At 57.5% G+C, this 14,512-nt stretch carries 18 protein-coding genes; 13 read left to right on the top strand and 5 right to left on the bottom strand.

The window, feature by feature from the left end; translation table 11 throughout:
- The first annotated feature begins 12 nt into the window (after positions 1-12).
- The 3 genes from gshB to ruvX all read left to right on the top strand — a co-directional run bounded on the left by gshB (position 13) and on the right by ruvX (position 2,270).
- Positions 13-960, top strand: coding sequence for a glutathione synthase (gshB, locus tag GVK32_RS03155; RefSeq protein WP_076946673.1), 948 nt, complete (start codon positions 13-15; stop codon positions 958-960).
- Between the two features lie 330 nt (positions 961-1,290).
- Positions 1,291-1,854, top strand: coding sequence for a YqgE/AlgH family protein (locus GVK32_RS03150; protein ID WP_159865052.1), 564 nt, complete (start codon positions 1,291-1,293; stop codon positions 1,852-1,854).
- Positions 1,854-2,270, top strand: a complete 417-nt coding sequence (gene ruvX, locus GVK32_RS03145; protein WP_041147200.1) for a Holliday junction resolvase RuvX — start codon at positions 1,854-1,856, stop codon at positions 2,268-2,270. The genes GVK32_RS03150 and ruvX overlap by 1 nt, the downstream gene beginning before the upstream one ends.
- 44 nt (positions 2,271-2,314) lie before the next feature.
- On the opposite strand, the gene GVK32_RS03140 is transcribed toward ruvX, so the two are convergent.
- Positions 2,315-2,968: a LuxR C-terminal-related transcriptional regulator gene (locus GVK32_RS03140; protein ID WP_159865049.1), complete on the bottom strand. Its 654-nt coding sequence runs from the start codon at positions 2,966-2,968 to the stop codon at positions 2,315-2,317.
- A gap of 347 nt (positions 2,969-3,315) precedes the next feature.
- Positions 3,316-4,296, bottom strand: coding sequence for a type IV pilus twitching motility protein PilT (locus tag GVK32_RS03135; protein WP_159865046.1), 981 nt, complete (start codon positions 4,294-4,296; stop codon positions 3,316-3,318).
- Positions 4,297-4,312: 16 nt separating this feature from the next.
- Here GVK32_RS03135 and GVK32_RS03130 point away from each other — a divergent pair, with 16 nt between their 5' ends.
- The 8 genes from GVK32_RS03130 to GVK32_RS03095 all read left to right on the top strand — a co-directional run bounded on the left by GVK32_RS03130 (position 4,313) and on the right by GVK32_RS03095 (position 11,128).
- The gene (locus GVK32_RS03130; protein ID WP_159865043.1) at positions 4,313-5,017 is read left to right on the top strand and encodes a YggS family pyridoxal phosphate-dependent enzyme; all 705 of its coding nucleotides are present in this window, start codon (positions 4,313-4,315) and stop codon (positions 5,015-5,017) included.
- 17 nt (positions 5,018-5,034) lie between these two features.
- On the top strand, positions 5,035-5,601 hold the full coding sequence (locus GVK32_RS03125; protein ID WP_041147204.1) for a YggT family protein: 567 nt from the start codon (positions 5,035-5,037) through the stop codon (positions 5,599-5,601).
- Complete coding sequence (gene yggU, locus GVK32_RS03120) at positions 5,598-5,888, top strand: DUF167 family protein YggU (protein ID WP_041147205.1); 291 nt, start codon at positions 5,598-5,600, stop codon at positions 5,886-5,888. Before GVK32_RS03125 ends, yggU begins: the two co-directional genes overlap by 4 nt.
- A 26-nt stretch (positions 5,889-5,914) precedes the next feature.
- Positions 5,915-6,508, top strand: a complete 594-nt coding sequence (locus GVK32_RS03115; protein WP_076946669.1) for an XTP/dITP diphosphatase — start codon at positions 5,915-5,917, stop codon at positions 6,506-6,508.
- Positions 6,501-7,640 (top strand): radical SAM family heme chaperone HemW, encoded by a 1,140-nt coding sequence (gene hemW, locus GVK32_RS03110; RefSeq protein ID WP_159865040.1) that lies wholly within the window; start codon positions 6,501-6,503, stop codon positions 7,638-7,640. Before GVK32_RS03115 ends, hemW begins: the two co-directional genes overlap by 8 nt.
- A gap of 314 nt (positions 7,641-7,954) precedes the next feature.
- The gene (locus GVK32_RS03105; protein WP_159865037.1) at positions 7,955-9,001 is read left to right on the top strand and encodes a substrate-binding domain-containing protein; all 1,047 of its coding nucleotides are present in this window, start codon (positions 7,955-7,957) and stop codon (positions 8,999-9,001) included.
- Positions 9,002-9,063: 62 nt separating this feature from the next.
- Positions 9,064-9,876 carry an ATP-binding cassette domain-containing protein gene (locus GVK32_RS03100; RefSeq protein WP_041147209.1) on the top strand — a complete coding sequence of 271 codons (813 nt, stop codon included), beginning with the start codon at positions 9,064-9,066 and terminating at the stop codon, positions 9,874-9,876.
- Positions 9,877-9,880: 4 nt separating this feature from the next.
- Positions 9,881-11,128 (top strand): sugar ABC transporter permease, encoded by a 1,248-nt coding sequence (locus tag GVK32_RS03095; RefSeq protein WP_159865034.1) that lies wholly within the window; start codon positions 9,881-9,883, stop codon positions 11,126-11,128.
- A gap of 65 nt (positions 11,129-11,193) precedes the next feature.
- Here the strand turns inward: GVK32_RS03095 and GVK32_RS03090 are convergent, their stop codons facing one another.
- Genes GVK32_RS03090 through trmB form a run of 3 tightly spaced genes read right to left on the bottom strand, consistent with a single transcriptional unit; the run spans position 11,194 to position 13,009 of the window.
- Positions 11,194-11,913, bottom strand: a complete 720-nt coding sequence (locus GVK32_RS03090; RefSeq protein WP_041147211.1) for a DUF2884 domain-containing protein — start codon at positions 11,911-11,913, stop codon at positions 11,194-11,196.
- 50 nt (positions 11,914-11,963) lie between these two features.
- Positions 11,964-12,290: a YggL family protein gene (locus tag GVK32_RS03085; RefSeq protein ID WP_041147212.1), complete on the bottom strand. Its 327-nt coding sequence runs from the start codon at positions 12,288-12,290 to the stop codon at positions 11,964-11,966.
- Positions 12,290-13,009 carry a tRNA (guanosine(46)-N7)-methyltransferase TrmB gene (gene trmB, locus GVK32_RS03080; protein ID WP_133600957.1) on the bottom strand — a complete coding sequence of 240 codons (720 nt, stop codon included), beginning with the start codon at positions 13,007-13,009 and terminating at the stop codon, positions 12,290-12,292. Before trmB ends, GVK32_RS03085 begins: the two co-directional genes overlap by 1 nt.
- Before the next feature lie 136 nt (positions 13,010-13,145).
- Between trmB and mutY the strand changes: the two genes are divergently transcribed.
- Entirely contained in the window at positions 13,146-14,204 is a 1,059-nt protein-coding gene (gene mutY, locus GVK32_RS03075) for an A/G-specific adenine glycosylase (RefSeq protein ID WP_159865031.1), read from the top strand.
- Positions 14,205-14,232: 28 nt separating this feature from the next.
- Complete coding sequence (locus tag GVK32_RS03070) at positions 14,233-14,508, top strand: oxidative damage protection protein (RefSeq protein ID WP_041147215.1); 276 nt, start codon at positions 14,233-14,235, stop codon at positions 14,506-14,508.
- Positions 14,509-14,512: the final 4 nt, after the last annotated feature.

The following is a 14,512-nucleotide window of genomic DNA, read 5'->3' as shown; positions in this document are numbered from 1 at the left end:
CGGAGAATAATAATGATCAAGCTCGGCATCGTGATGGACCCCATCGCAACCATCAACATCAAGAAAGACACCAGCTTCGCCATGCTGCTGGAAGCCCAGCGTCGTGGCTACGAACTCCATTATATGGAGATGAACGACCTGTACTTAATCAACGGCGAAGCCCGCGCCCGTACGCGCACGCTGAGCGTCGAGCAGAATTACGACAAGTGGTACGAGTTCAGCGGTGAGCAGGATCTGCCGCTGGCGGATCTCGACGTGATTCTGATGCGTAAGGATCCGCCGTTCGATACCGAGTTCATTTATGCCACCTATATTCTGGAGCGCGCGGAAGATAAGGGCACGCTTATCGTCAACAAGCCGCAGAGCCTGCGCGACTGTAACGAGAAGCTGTTTACCGCCTGGTTTGCCGACCTGACGCCAGAAACGCTGGTCACCCGCAACAAGGCGCAGCTGAAAGCCTTCTGGGAAAAGCACGGCGATATTATCCTCAAGCCGCTGGACGGCATGGGCGGTTCCTCTATTTTCCGCGTGAAAGAGGGCGATCCTAACCTGCCGGTGATTGCGGAAACGCTGACCGACTTGGGCAGCCGCTACTGCATGGCGCAAAACTATCTGCCGGCCATCAAGGATGGCGATAAGCGCGTGCTGGTCGTCGACGGCGAGCCGGTTCCCTGGTGCCTGGCGCGTATTCCTCAGGGCGGAGAGACGCGCGGCAACCTGGCCGCCGGCGGTCGCGGCGAAGCCCGCCCGCTGACCGAGAGCGATTGGGAGATTGCCCGCCGCGTCGGTCCTACGCTGAAGGCCAAGGGCCTGATTTTCGTCGGTCTGGATATCATCGGCGATCGCCTGACGGAAATTAACGTCACCAGCCCAACCTGCGTACGCGAAATTGAGGCCGCCTTCCCGATCTCCATCACCGGGATGCTGATGGACGCCATCGAGAAGCGCCTCGCTAAGTAATCCGCGGCTTATAGATGAGCCGGCTTGCATCAACAAAAGCTTAAGAGTAAAAGGGCCAACGCCCTTTTACTCTTCGTTTTTTTGTTATTCGTTATTCGCTCTTCGCTTTTTTACCTTTTTCCCTTCGAGCCGATAGATTCAACGAAAGATTTCGCGCTACGGGAAGGCGGCGACGCAGCGAGCGCCCGGGAGCATAGTTTTACTATGTGACCGGGGCGAGCGAGGAAGCCAACGCCCCCGTAGCGTGAAAGATAAAGTTGAATCGACAGGGCGGCACTTTGCCCGCATACTGGGTGCTGCTTTTTTGAACCAGGAACAGAACCTCTGCCAATGAATTTACAGCATCACTTTTTGATTGCCATGCCTGCTCTTCAGGACCCCATATTCCGCCGCTCCGTGGTCTATATCTGCGAGTACAACGATGATGGTGCCATGGGTATTATCGTCAACAAACCGCTGGAAAATCTGCAGATTGACGGGATCCTCGAGAAGCTGAAAATTGTCGCTGAGCCGCGCAACCCCGATATTCGCCTCGATAAGCCGGTCATGCTTGGCGGCCCGCTGGCGGAAGATCGCGGATTTATTCTGCACTCGCCGCCCTCTGACTTCTCTTCCAGCATTCGTATCTCCGACAATACCGTGATCACCACGTCGCGGGACGTGCTGGAAACTCTCGGTACCGATAAGCAGCCGAGCAACGTTCTGGTGGCGCTGGGCTACGCCTCCTGGGAAAAGGGGCAGCTGGAGCAGGAGCTGCTCGATAACGCCTGGCTCACCGCCCCGGCGGATCAGAATATTTTGTTTAAAACACCGATTGCCGATCGCTGGCGTGAATCGGCAAAACTGATTGGGATCGATATTGTGACGATGCCCGGCGTTGCGGGGCACGCATAATGAGCGGAACCTTACTGGGCTTTGATTTTGGAACCAAAAGCATCGGCGTCGCGATTGGGCAACGCATTACCGGCACCGCCCGCCCGCTTCCTGCACTAAAAGCACAGGACGGGAAGCCGGACTGGAACGTTATCGAAAAGCTGCTGAAAGAGTGGCAGCCGGAAGCCGTTATCGTCGGCCTGCCGCTGAATATGGACGGTACCGAGCAGCCGCTAACCGCGCGCGCGCGCAACTTCGCCAATAAAATTCACGGCCGCTTTGGGGTAAAGATAACCCTGCACGATGAGCGTCTGAGCACGGTGGAGGCCCGCGCAGGGCTCTTTGAGCACGGCGGGTTTCGCGCCTTGAATAAAGGCAGCGTCGACTCAGCCTCGGCGGTGGTTATTCTGGAAAGCTACTTCGAGCAGGGTTTTTAACCCCTGACATGATGGCGCCGAGCCGGCACCATCATCGTGAAGACCTAGTGACGGAGATGCTCGTTAGCCCAGCTCACCGCCTGGGTACGATTCTTCACGCTCAGCTTGCGAAAGACGTTATAGAGATGAGTGCGCACCGTATTCTCGCTAATGAACAGCGCCCGGGCGATATCCATATTGGTCGCACCGCAGCGCAGCTCATTTAAGATCTCACATTCCCGTTCCGTCAGCGGCGAGCTTTCCGCCGGTACCGATGTATGATTCACAGCGTACATCGCCGGGTGCATCACGCTCAATTCAGCCGTCTGTTCGCCGTTCAGCACGGCCTTAACGCCCTCAATTAAACGCGAGACGTCATCGTCATGGCGGAAGACGCCGTAGAGTGCGGGCCACTGCGCCATCTCATAGAGCTCATACTTTTGTACGATGTTGATAATCAACAGGCGCGGGCTCTCTGCGTGCGATCGAATAATATTTCGCCACACGCCGTTCAGTTTTTTATTCGACACGGCAATATCAAATAATATTACACAGTCTTTCGCTAAGCGCTGCGTCAGCGGCTTATTGATATTATGCAGAGCCACTGCGTTCGATAGGGTTTCCGCCAGTCCGCTGACAAAAGACTTACTCTGAATCGAGGGATGAGTAATAAGGATAATCTGACGAGAATGGGAGTAATTGCCTGATAAATTAATCACTTAAAACTCTCCTTAGCAAGCATCCACCATCATAGTGGTTAAATGAATTAAAACAAAAAAATCACATACTCATTAATAAACTGAAATAAATTTACATATTAAAACAATATTTTATAAGAATCATCCCATCCCCACAAACAGCATAAGGTGAATTCATTAAAAGTGTCAAAAGATAATCTTATTTTTTTCCCATCCCTGCGAGAGATAATGCCTAAGCAAATTCCTGGCACTCATTATTTTGACGTAATCATGTACGCTTACCTATATTTAAAATCAATATCAAAGAACATTAATAAAACATTATGATAACAACAAACTGGCATGATGACTGAATATTAAACCTCCGGCTACAGGCGACCGGAGGAGACACGCTGTTGAAAACTTTGCGTAAAAGTCTGCATTCCGCTCTGCTGTCCGGTCTGCATAACGCCGGGAAGTTGATGGGTTTTACCCTCGCGGATCAAATTAGCCACCGCCGGGGTATTTACCAAAAGCTCGAATAGCGCAACTCTACCGCCAGATATATCCGGTAATAATTTTTGCGCCAGTACGGCGCATAAACTTCCCGCCAGCTGGCCGCGAACCTGCTCTTTTTCCTGGGCAGGAAAAACGTCAACCAGACGCTCGACCGCCTGCGCGGCGCCGCGGGTATGCAGCGTGGCCATCACCAGGTGCCCGGTCTCCGCAGCCGTCAGCGCCAGGCGGATGGTCTCGCTGTCGCGCAGCTCGCCCAGCAGAATGACGTCCGGGTCCTGGCGCAGCGCCACCCGCAGCGCCGCCGCAAACGACGGCGCGTGGCGGCCAATTTCACGCTGCTGGACCAGGCAGCGCTTGCTGCCATGGACAAACTCCACCGGATCTTCAAGGGTCAGGATATGGCCGTCGAGGCGCTGATTGAGATAGCCAACCATCGCCGCGAGGGTGGTCGATTTACCGCTGCCGGTCGCGCCGGTCACGAGGATCAGCCCGCTCTCTTCATTGAGCAGCTCGGCTATCGCGGCGGGAACGCAGAGCTCATCAAGCCGCGGGCAGGCTTCCGGCAGAAGGCGCAGCGCCAGCGATAGCCCGCGCGTGTGGGCAAATGCGCTGGCGCGAAGGCGCGGCCCGCCGGGTAGCGCCAGCGCGAAATCAACCTGTCCGCTGGCCTGCCACTGCGCCTGCTGCTCATCGTTGAGCCACTGCGCAAGTATTTTGCCAATCTCCGGCGACGTGAAGGGCGCGGGCTCCAGCCTCCCCTGACGACGCCAGCGCGGCGCCGAGGCATTGCACAGGTGTAGATCGGAGACATTATGCTTTACACTAAGGGCCACTATTTCTTCCAGCTCCATAACTCATCCTCGGAATATGAACGATATTGCGCATAACCTGGCACAGGTCCGGGACAAAATCTCAGGCGCTGCCGCTCGCTGCGGCCGCTCGCCAGAAGAAGTTACGTTGCTTGCAGTCAGTAAAACCAAACCTGCGAGCGCGGTTGAAGAAGCGGTAGCTGCCGGTCAGGTGGCTTTCGGTGAAAACTACGTTCAGGAAGGCGTGGAAAAAATTCGCCACTTTCAGGATGCCGGGGTTCACCATTTGCAGTGGCACTTTATTGGCCCGCTGCAGTCCAACAAAAGTCGTCTGGTGGCGGAGCATTTCGACTGGTGCCACACCGTCGACCGGCTGAAGATCGCCACCCGGCTAAGCGAGCAGCGTCCGGCGCATCTGCCGCCGCTTAACGTGTTGATTCAAATTAATATCAGCGATGAGCAAAGCAAATCAGGGATCCCGCCTGAGGAGCTGGATGCGCTGGCGGCAGAGATCGACGCCCTGCCGCATCTGCAGCTACGCGGATTAATGGCCATTCCGGCCCCTGAGTCAGAGTATGTAAGGCAGTTTGCCGTCGCCCAACAAATGGCGGTAGCATTTGCGCGACTTAAGGCGCACTACCCTGCGGTCGATACGCTGTCTCTGGGAATGTCGGATGATATGGAAGCCGCTATCGCGGCGGGAAGCACTATGGTGCGCATCGGTACCGCAATTTTCGGTGCGCGCGACTACAGCAAAAATTAAGGAATCTGAGGAACGCCATGAAGACGTTGACTTTCCTGCTTTCAACGGTCATTGAACTCTACACTATGATCATGTTGTTACGCGTCTGGATGCAGTGGGCACGCTGCGACTTTTACAACCCCTTCTCGCAGTTTGTGGTGAAGGCAACCCAGCCGGTGGTTGGGCCGCTGCGCCGTATTATCCCGGCCCTGGGGCCGCTCGACAGCGCCTCGATGCTGCTGGCCTTTATTCTCTGCGTCATCAAAGCCATCGTGCTGTTTATGGTGGTCACCTTCCAGCCGATCATCTGGATTTCCGCGCTGCTGATCCTGATTAAGACTATCGGCCTGCTGATTTTCTGGGTGCTGCTGCTGATGGCGATTATGAGCTGGGTAAGCCAGGGCCGCAGCCCGGTTGAATACGTGCTGATGCAGCTCGCCGACCCGCTGCTGCGCCCTATTCGCAAGCTGCTGCCGTCCATGGGCGGTATCGACTTCTCGCCGATGGTGCTGGTTCTGCTGCTGTACGTGATTAACATGGGCATTTCCGAGCTGCTGCAGGCAACCGGTAACGTTCTGCTTCCGGGACTGTGGATGGCGCTATGAGTGCCGTCGAAGCCTGCGCTGACGGGCTGGTTTTGCGGCTGTATATTCAGCCCAAGGCCAGCCGTGATAGCATCGTTGGTTTACATGGCGACGAGCTCAAAGTCGCCATTACCGCCCCGCCCGTTGATGGTCAGGCAAACGCCCATCTGATTAAGTTCCTCGCCAAACAGTTTCGCGTCGCGAAAAGCCAGGTGCTTCTTGAAAAAGGCGAGCTGGGTCGGCACAAACAGATAAAAATCATTAACCCGCAACAGATCCCGACTCAGGTCGCGGCGCTGACAGAATAAGAGCCTGGCTCTATACAGGATTAATCATGCAAAAAGTTGTTCTCGCCACCGGCAATGCCGGAAAGGTCCGCGAGCTGGCCTCGCTGCTGGAAGATTTTGGTCTGGATATCGTTGCTCAAACCGAGCTGGGAGTAGACAACGCTGAAGAAACCGGGCTGACGTTTATCGAAAACGCCATTCTGAAGGCGCGCCACGCCGCAGAGATTACCGGCCTGCCGGCGATTGCCGATGACTCCGGACTGGCAGTCGATGCGCTCGGCGGCGCGCCGGGGATCTACTCCGCACGCTACTCCGGCGAAGGCGCCAGCGACCAGCAGAACCTGGAAAAGCTGCTCGTCGCCCTGCACGACGTTCCCGACGATAAGCGTCAGGCGCAGTTCCACTGCGTGTTGGTCTACCTGCGCCATGCCGCGGATCCAACGCCGATTGTTTGTCACGGCAGCTGGCCGGGCGTGATTGCCCGCAGCGCGGCAGGCAGCGGCGGCTTTGGCTACGATCCTATTTTCTTTGTTCCGTCCGAGGGGAAAACCGCGGCGGAGCTGAGTCGTGAAGAAAAAAGCGCAATATCCCACCGCGGGCGCGCGCTGAAACTGTTACTGGAAGCATTACGTAATGGCTAACTTGCCACCTCTGAGCCTGTATATTCACATCCCGTGGTGCGTGCAGAAGTGCCCGTACTGCGATTTTAACTCGCATGCGTTAAAGGGCGAGGTGCCGCACGACGATTACGTGCAGCACCTGCTCAACGACCTGCGGGCCGACGCGCACTACGCCCAGGGCCGTGAAGTCAGGACTATTTTTATCGGCGGCGGTACGCCTAGCCTGCTCTCCGGGCCGGCCATGCAGATGCTGCTCGACGGCGTTCGCGCCTGCCTGCCGCTGGCCGCCGACGCCGAGATCACCATGGAGGCCAACCCCGGCACCGTGGAAGCCGATCGCTTTGTTGAGTATCAGCGCGCGGGGGTCAACCGGATCTCCATCGGCGTGCAAAGCTTTAGCGAAGCAAAGCTGCAGCGTCTGGGACGTATTCACGGCCCTAACGAGGCGAAACGCGCGGCGCACCTGGCCACCGGCCTCGGCCTGCGTAGTTTCAACCTCGACCTGATGCACGGCCTGCCGGACCAGTCGCTGGATGAAGCGCTGGACGATCTGCGCCAGGCCATCGAACTCAGCCCGCCGCACCTGTCGTGGTATCAGCTGACGATTGAGCCGAATACCCTGTTCGGCTCCCGTCCGCCGGTGCTGCCGGATGACGATGCGCTGTGGGATATTTTTGAGCAGGGGCATCAACTGCTGACGGCGGCAGGCTATCAGCAGTATGAAACCTCCGCCTACGCCAAACCCGGCTATCAGTGCCAGCACAATCTTAACTACTGGCGCTTTGGCGACTACCTCGGTATCGGCTGCGGGGCGCACGGTAAGGTGACGTTCCCTGACGGACGCATTCTGCGCACGGCAAAAACGCGCCACCCGCGCGGCTACATGGAAGGCCGCTACCTTGAGCGCCAGCACGACGTCGAGGCGGCGGATAAGCCGTTCGAGTTCTTTATGAACCGTTTCCGCCTGCTGGAAGCCGCGCCGCGCGCCGAGTTCAGCCGCTATACCGGCCTTGATGAGAGCGTGATTCGTCCGCAAATTGCCGCCGCCATCGCCCAGGGCTACCTGGCTGAAGACGCGCACAGCTGGCAGATAACCGAGCACGGTAAGCTGTTTTTAAACTCGCTGTTGGAGCTGTTCCTGAGCGAAGACTAAGCATCCGGGCGGCCCTTCGCCGCCCGTTTTTTTCCCGCACGCTCCCCTCTTCTCACCGTCGTTTTTCCCTCCGCGCTTCGGTCAAAGCGCCTGCTTATTTTTTATTCAGTTCTTTGCAGCCAATCACAAATACACATCGATATTTTTCCATTTCTTGACTCCTTTTTTGCGCGGTGGTACTCCTGCTTCATCGGTTGAGCAAATGTAAAACCGAAGTATCCTATATGTGAATTATTGGTAACTCTTATTAAAAAAGTCTTTATGACGTCGGCCCACGCCGGCGGGCTCAAGCATATAAAAAAGAGGGTAAGACAATGAATTACCGCAATGTTTTTATCGCACTTGCAACAATATCCGCCGGGATTACCGCTTCAGCACAGGCAGCGGAATCCGCCACGGTCGCTTTTTTAATGCCCGACCAGGCATCGACGCGCTACGAGCAGCATGATTTTCCGGGCTTCAAGGCGGAGATGAGCAAACTGTGCGCCGACTGCAAGGTCATTTATCAAAACGCCAACGCCAGCGCCACCCTGCAGCAGCAGCAGTTCAACTCGGTGATTGCCCAAGGAGCGAAAATCATCGTTCTCGATCCGGTGGACTCTTCCGCCGCCGCCGCCCTGGTCGCCAACGCCCAGGCGCAGGATGTCAAAGTGATCGCCTACGATCGCCCCATCCCGGCGAAACCGGCTGATTTCTACGTCTCGTTTGATAACGAAGGGATTGGCTATGCCATCTCTAAATCCTTAACCAGCCATCTGAAAGAGAGCGGCGTGCCGCAGGATGCCGGCGTGCTGCAAATCAACGGCTCCCCTACCGACGCGGCGGCGGGACTGATCCGCGACGGTATCCACCGCGGCCTGAAGGAGTCGGGCTACAAAACCCTGGCAGAATTTGATACGCCGGAATGGGCGCCGCCAAAAGCGCAGGAGTGGGCTGCCGGGCAGATAACCCGCTTTGGTGACAAAATTAAAGGCGTGGTTGCCGCCAACGACGGCACCGGCGGCGGGGCGATTGCCGCCTTCAAAGCCGCTGGCGTACAGCCGGTACCGCCGGTCACCGGCAACGATGCCACCATCGCCGCGCTGCAGCTCATTATTGCCGGCGACCAGTACAACACTATCTCCAAACCGTCTGAAATCGTCGCGGCGGCGGCGGCGAAAGTGGCCGTTGAGTTTATTCAGGGTAAGAAGCCTCAGGCCAGCACCACCCTGTACAACACCCCTTCGCAGCTCTTCACCCCGGCGGTGATCACCGCGAAAAATATTAAAGCGGAAATCTTCGATAAAAAGATCCAGACCTACGCTCAGGTTTGTACCGGCGAATACGCCGCAGCCTGCCAGAAGTTAGGCATCGGAAAGTAATTTTGCCCACGCGCCCGTCATCCAACGGCGGGCGTAGTTTCGCAATAGTTGAGGTCTCTTCCATGTCGCAAGAACAAGAGAAAATATCCACGGCCGGGCAGCCGATCCTGAAGCTCAGCAACGTCTCTAAACACTTTGGCGCCGTCTGCGCCCTGGCGGATATCGAGCTGGAGGTCCACGCAGGTGAAGTGGTGGCGCTGGTGGGCGATAACGGCGCGGGAAAATCTACGCTGGTCAAAATTCTCGCCGGCGTGCATCAGCCTACCGACGGCACCATTGAGTTCGACGGCAGGGTCGTCACGCTTGATAGCCCGGGAAAAGCGCTGGAATACGGCATCGCCACGGTTTTTCAGGATTTAGCCCTGTGCGAAAACCTGGACGTGGTGGCCAACCTGTTTTTAGGCCAGGAGATCTCGCCTTTACAGCTGGATGAGGTCGCCATGGAGGTGCGAGCATGGACGCTGCTGCAGGAGCTGGCGGCCCGAATTCCGTCGGTGCGCGAACCCATCGCCTCGCTCTCCGGCGGCCAGCGCCAAACCGTCGCCATTGCCCGCTCTCTGCTGATGAATCCAAAAATCATCATGCTGGATGAGCCGACCGCCGCCCTCGGCGTCGCCCAGACGGCGGAAGTGCTCAACCTGATCGAGCGCGTTCGCGAACGCGGCCTCGGCGTCATTATTATCAGCCATAACATGGAAGACGTGCGCGCGGTTGCCGATCGCATCGTGGTGCTGCGCCTCGGGCGTAATAAGGGAATCTTCACCCCCGACGCGTCCAACCAGGATCTGGTCGCCGCCATTACCGGCGCAACGGAAAATGCCGTGTCGCGCCGCGTTGAACGTAAATCACAGTTAAGTTCTTCGGGAGTGATTTAATTTTATGAACAGCAAGACAGAATCCCGCCCGGCCCTGGATCGCAGCGATGAGCGCGTCCAGCACAACGATGGTCTGTTCGGCGTGGCGCGTGCGCAAATCAATCGTATCAAGACCGGCGACCTCGGCACCGCCCCGGTGATTGCCGGGCTGATCGTTATCTCCCTGGTGTTTACCTGGCTCAACCCGGTGTTTATTGCGCCGAATAACCTGGTTAACCTGCTTTTTGACTGCGCTACCGTAGGCTTTATCTCGCTGGGGATCGTCTGCGTGCTGATGCTGGGCGAAATCGACCTTTCCGTCGGCTCGATGAGCGGCCTGGCCTCGGCGATTGTCGGCGTCCTGTGGGTCAACGCGGGCTGGCCGGTCGCCGCGGCTATTGGCGTCGCGCTGCTGTGCGGTATCACCGTCGGCCTGATGTACGCCCTGCTCTACAACCGCGTCGGGATGCCGAGCTTCGTGGCGACGCTCGCCGGCCTGCTGGCGCTGCTCGGGATGCAGCTGTACATTCTCGGCCCCAGCGGCAGCATCAACCTGCCCTACGCGTCGCCGCTGGTTCGCTTCGGCCAGCTGATGGTCATGCCGGGCTGGTTCTCCCATGCCATGGCGCTTCTGCCCGGCCTGGCGCTGCTGACGTTTGGCCTTAAAACCCGCGTACGGCGCCTGCAGGCCAACCTCTCCGCGGAGTCCGTTAGCTCGCTGCTGCTGCGCACGGTGCTGCTGACGGTGATTTTTGAGGCCGCCGTTTTCTACCTCAATTTGGGTCGCGGCGTGCCGTGGATTTTCGGTCTGTTTGTCGCGGCGGCGATGGTGCTCAACTATGCGCTGAAGCGGACAAAATGGGGACGCTCGATGTTTGCGGTCGGCGGCAACCGCGAGGCCGCGCGTCGTTCGGGGATTAACGTCAGGGCCATTTACGTCAGCGCCTTTGTGCTCTGCGCGACGCTGGCGACATTCGGGGGGATTCTGGCGGCTTCACGCCTGGCCTCAGCCAGCCAGCAGGCTGGTACCGGCGACGTTAACCTCAACGCCATCGCTGCGGCGGTGATCGGCGGCACCAGCCTGTTTGGCGGGCGCGGTAGCGCCTGGTCCGCGCTGCTGGGGATCATCGTTATTCAGTCGATTTCGAACGGTCTGACGCTGCTGAATCTGCCCTCATCGCTGCGCTATATCATTACCGGCTGCGTGCTGGCGATTGCGGTGATTATCGACTCGCTGGCCCGCCGCTCGCGCGTATCGCACGGACGTGCCTAATCGGGACGGTGAAAAAAAGAATATTGCGCGGCCCGGACGTTGCGGGCCGGCAATGAAAGAAAAGGTTATTTCAGCGAGCTCACCAGCGTCTTGCGGCTATCTTCAAGGGAAACCACCCGGCTGCAGACGTCTTTACCGAACTGCTGGAAATCCGCCTCCTGGTTCTTCCACTCTTCCTGAATCGCCGTTTGCAGGCCGCCAAGGCTGCCGAGGATCCCCTGCAGCGGGTTACCGCCGCCCTTGAGGACCGCCTTCGCGCCCATTTCGTTAATGCTGTCCTGCAGGATGCCGCCCATCGCCTGATTGACCAGCTGCTGGCCGTCGGCGCGGACCTGATCGATCGCTTTATAATGGAAGGTCAGCCCATCGCTGCGGCGTTCAATAATACGATTCATCTGCGTTTTTAGCTGCGCGTCCAGCTTGGTCAGACGACCGTGCATGCTGCTGCTGGTTCCCACCTGTTCGGTGATGATTTTATCCAGCGCCTTACGACCTTTTTCAACCCGCGCGCGGGCGCCGTCGTCAATCCACGGCAGGCTGCTGCGCAGGCCGGCCTGATAATCCTGAGCCTGCTCGCGCTGGGCCGCGTTCAGGGAATACTGTTTTCCGTTATAGGTCAGGCTGCCGTCCGGCATAATCACCAGATCGCCGTTCTCCCCTTTCACCTGCACCTTCTGCGGGCTGAGGATCACGTCGTCGCGCGGCGTGACGCTACACTGGTAGTCCGCATGCGCGGTCAAAGCGGTGACGGACAGCGCCACCGCCAGCAGCGTTTTGCGCATCATAAAGCTCCCTTCAGACAAAACGGGTCGGCAATTGCCGACCCTCGTCAAACTTAGTCCCACCAGATGTCAAAAAGTTCGCTGGTGCGCACGTCGGCAAGCTGACGCTCTTCCAGCCACTTGCGGACAATGGCCTGATGCTCTTCGGTACATTTACCGATTTCCTGCAGGCAGATCAGACCTTCCCAGGAGAGGTAGCCGCTGCCGTCAAACGCCAGCTTGTTCGGCTCGATCACTTCATTGATCAGGTCATTCACGGTCTGGTCGATATGCTCTTCGCTGCTCCCGTCCGGGAAACGCCAGGCGACGGAGAAGCCCACTTCCTGAAACTCGTCGATATGCATTTTCTTACGCAGACGACGGCTACGATTCTTTGCCATTATTTCACCCTCTCGAACATTAAGTCCCATACGCCGTGGCCAAGACGATGACCACGCTGTTCAAATTTGGTTACCGGGCGCGATTCCGGGCGCGGTACATAGTCGTTGCTTTCCGACCGGTTGCGGTAGCCGTCGAGCGACGACATCACTTCCAGCATATGCTCGGCATACTGTTCCCAGTCGGTCGCCATATGGAAGACGCCGCCGAGCTTGAGCTTGCTTTTAACCAGTTCAGCGAACGGCGCCTGCACGATGCGGCGTTTATTATGCCGCGCTTTGTGCCACGGGTCCGGGAAAAAGAGCTGCACCATATTAAGGGAGTTATCCGCAATCATGGTGTGCAGCACCTCGACCGCATCGTGACACATCACGCGCAGGTTTTGTACACCCTCTTCCTCAGCGGAAGCAAGACACGCTCCGACGCCCGGAGAGTGAACTTCAATCCCGAGGAAATTCTGCTCCGGTTTCGCCCTGGCCATCGCCACCAGCGAGGAGCCCATGCCAAAACCGATCTCTAAGGTAACCGGCGCCTCGCGGCCAAACAGCGAAGCTAAATCAAGCGGCGCATCGGTGAACTCAACGCCCATCACCGGCCAGATATTATCCAACGCGTGCTGTTGCCCTTTAGTCAGGCGGCCCTGGCGGCGGACGAAGCTACGAATGCGGCGCAGAGGGCGGCCGTTTTCATCGAACTCCGGAGATATGACGTCGTTTTTCATAAAGGTTAGGTCTGCTTGTGAATGTGTTCGGAAAACGGGCATTATCCAAAGTTACCCGACGGATGCAAGGGTTTACAGCCTCTCGCCCTTGTGCTGCAATCTGCCACCCTGTTATCGCAATTCCGGAGCTGCAGCTTTGACTTTTCTCGCCGCGCAATTTTCAACCCAGGTGCTGGAGTGGTACGACAAATACGGGCGTAAAACCCTGCCATGGCAAATCGGCAAAACGCCCTACAAAGTATGGCTCTCCGAGGTGATGTTGCAACAAACGCAGGTGGCAACGGTAATCCCTTATTTTGAACGCTTTATGGCGCGTTTCCCAACGGTTATCGATCTGGCCAGCGCCCCGTTGGACGAAGTCCTGCATCTGTGGACCGGCCTCGGCTACTACGCCCGGGCGCGTAATTTACATAAGGCGGCGCAGCAGGTGGCCAGCCAGCACGGCGGCGAATTCCCGCAGACCTTTGACGAAGTGGCCGCGCTGCCCGGAGTCGGACGCTCGACGGCGGGCGCCATTTTATCGCTCTCTCTTGGTAAGCATTTTCCGATTCTCGACGGCAACGTGAAGCGCGTGCTGGCCCGCTGCTATGCGGTAAGCGGCTGGCCGGGAAAAAAAGAGGTAGAGAAGCAGCTTTGGGGGATTAGCGAAGAGGTGACGCCAGCCAAAGGGGTCGAGCGTTTTAACCAGGCGATGATGGATCTGGGAGCGATCGTCTGCACCCGCTCGAAGCCTAAATGCGAGCTGTGCCCGCTGAATAACGGCTGCGAGGCCTACGCCAATAATTCATGGACTCAATATCCCGGCAGGAAACCGAAGCAGACCATTCCGCAACGCAGCGGCTATTTTCTGCTGATGCAGCACGGCGACGAGGTGTTTCTCGCCCAGCGCCCGCCGGTAGGTCTGTGGGGCGGATTATTCTGTTTTCCGCAGTTTGAAGACCAGGAGGCGCTGCGCGAGTGGCTGGCACAGCGGCAGATTCAGGCCGATAATCTGACGCAGCTGACCGCCTTTCGCCACACTTTCAGCCATTTCCACCTGGATATTGTGCCGATGTGGCTTACAGTGCACTCATCAGGCGCATGCATGGATGAAGCCGGCGCACTCTGGTATAACTTAGCGCAGCCGCCGTCGGTCGGTCTGGCGGCTCCCGTGGAACGCCTGTTGCAACAGCTTAAGGCCGGGGCGCTGGTATAGCGTTCAGGCGAATTAAAGAGGATTAATCATGAGCAGAACTATTTTTTGTACTTTCCTGCAGCGCGAAGCGGATGGCCAGGATTTCCAGCTCTACCCGGGCGATCTCGGTAAACGCATCTATAACGAGATCTCCAAAGAAGCCTGGGCCCAGTGGCAGCACAAGCAGACCATGCTGATCAACGAGCAGAAGCTCAACATGATGAACGTAGAGCACCGCAAGCTGCTGGAGCAGGAGATGATTCAGTTCCTGTTTGAAGGGAAGGATGTGCATATCGAAGGCTATACGCCGCCGGAAAAACGGTAAGGGC

Origin of the sequence: Klebsiella sp. 18074 (assembly GCF_902705905.1) — a bacterium.
Taxonomy (GTDB): domain Bacteria; phylum Pseudomonadota; class Gammaproteobacteria; order Enterobacterales; family Enterobacteriaceae; genus Klebsiella; species Klebsiella terrigena.
The sequence above is the reverse complement of the archived record's forward strand: the minus strand, read 5'-3'. Positions and strand labels throughout refer to the sequence as shown.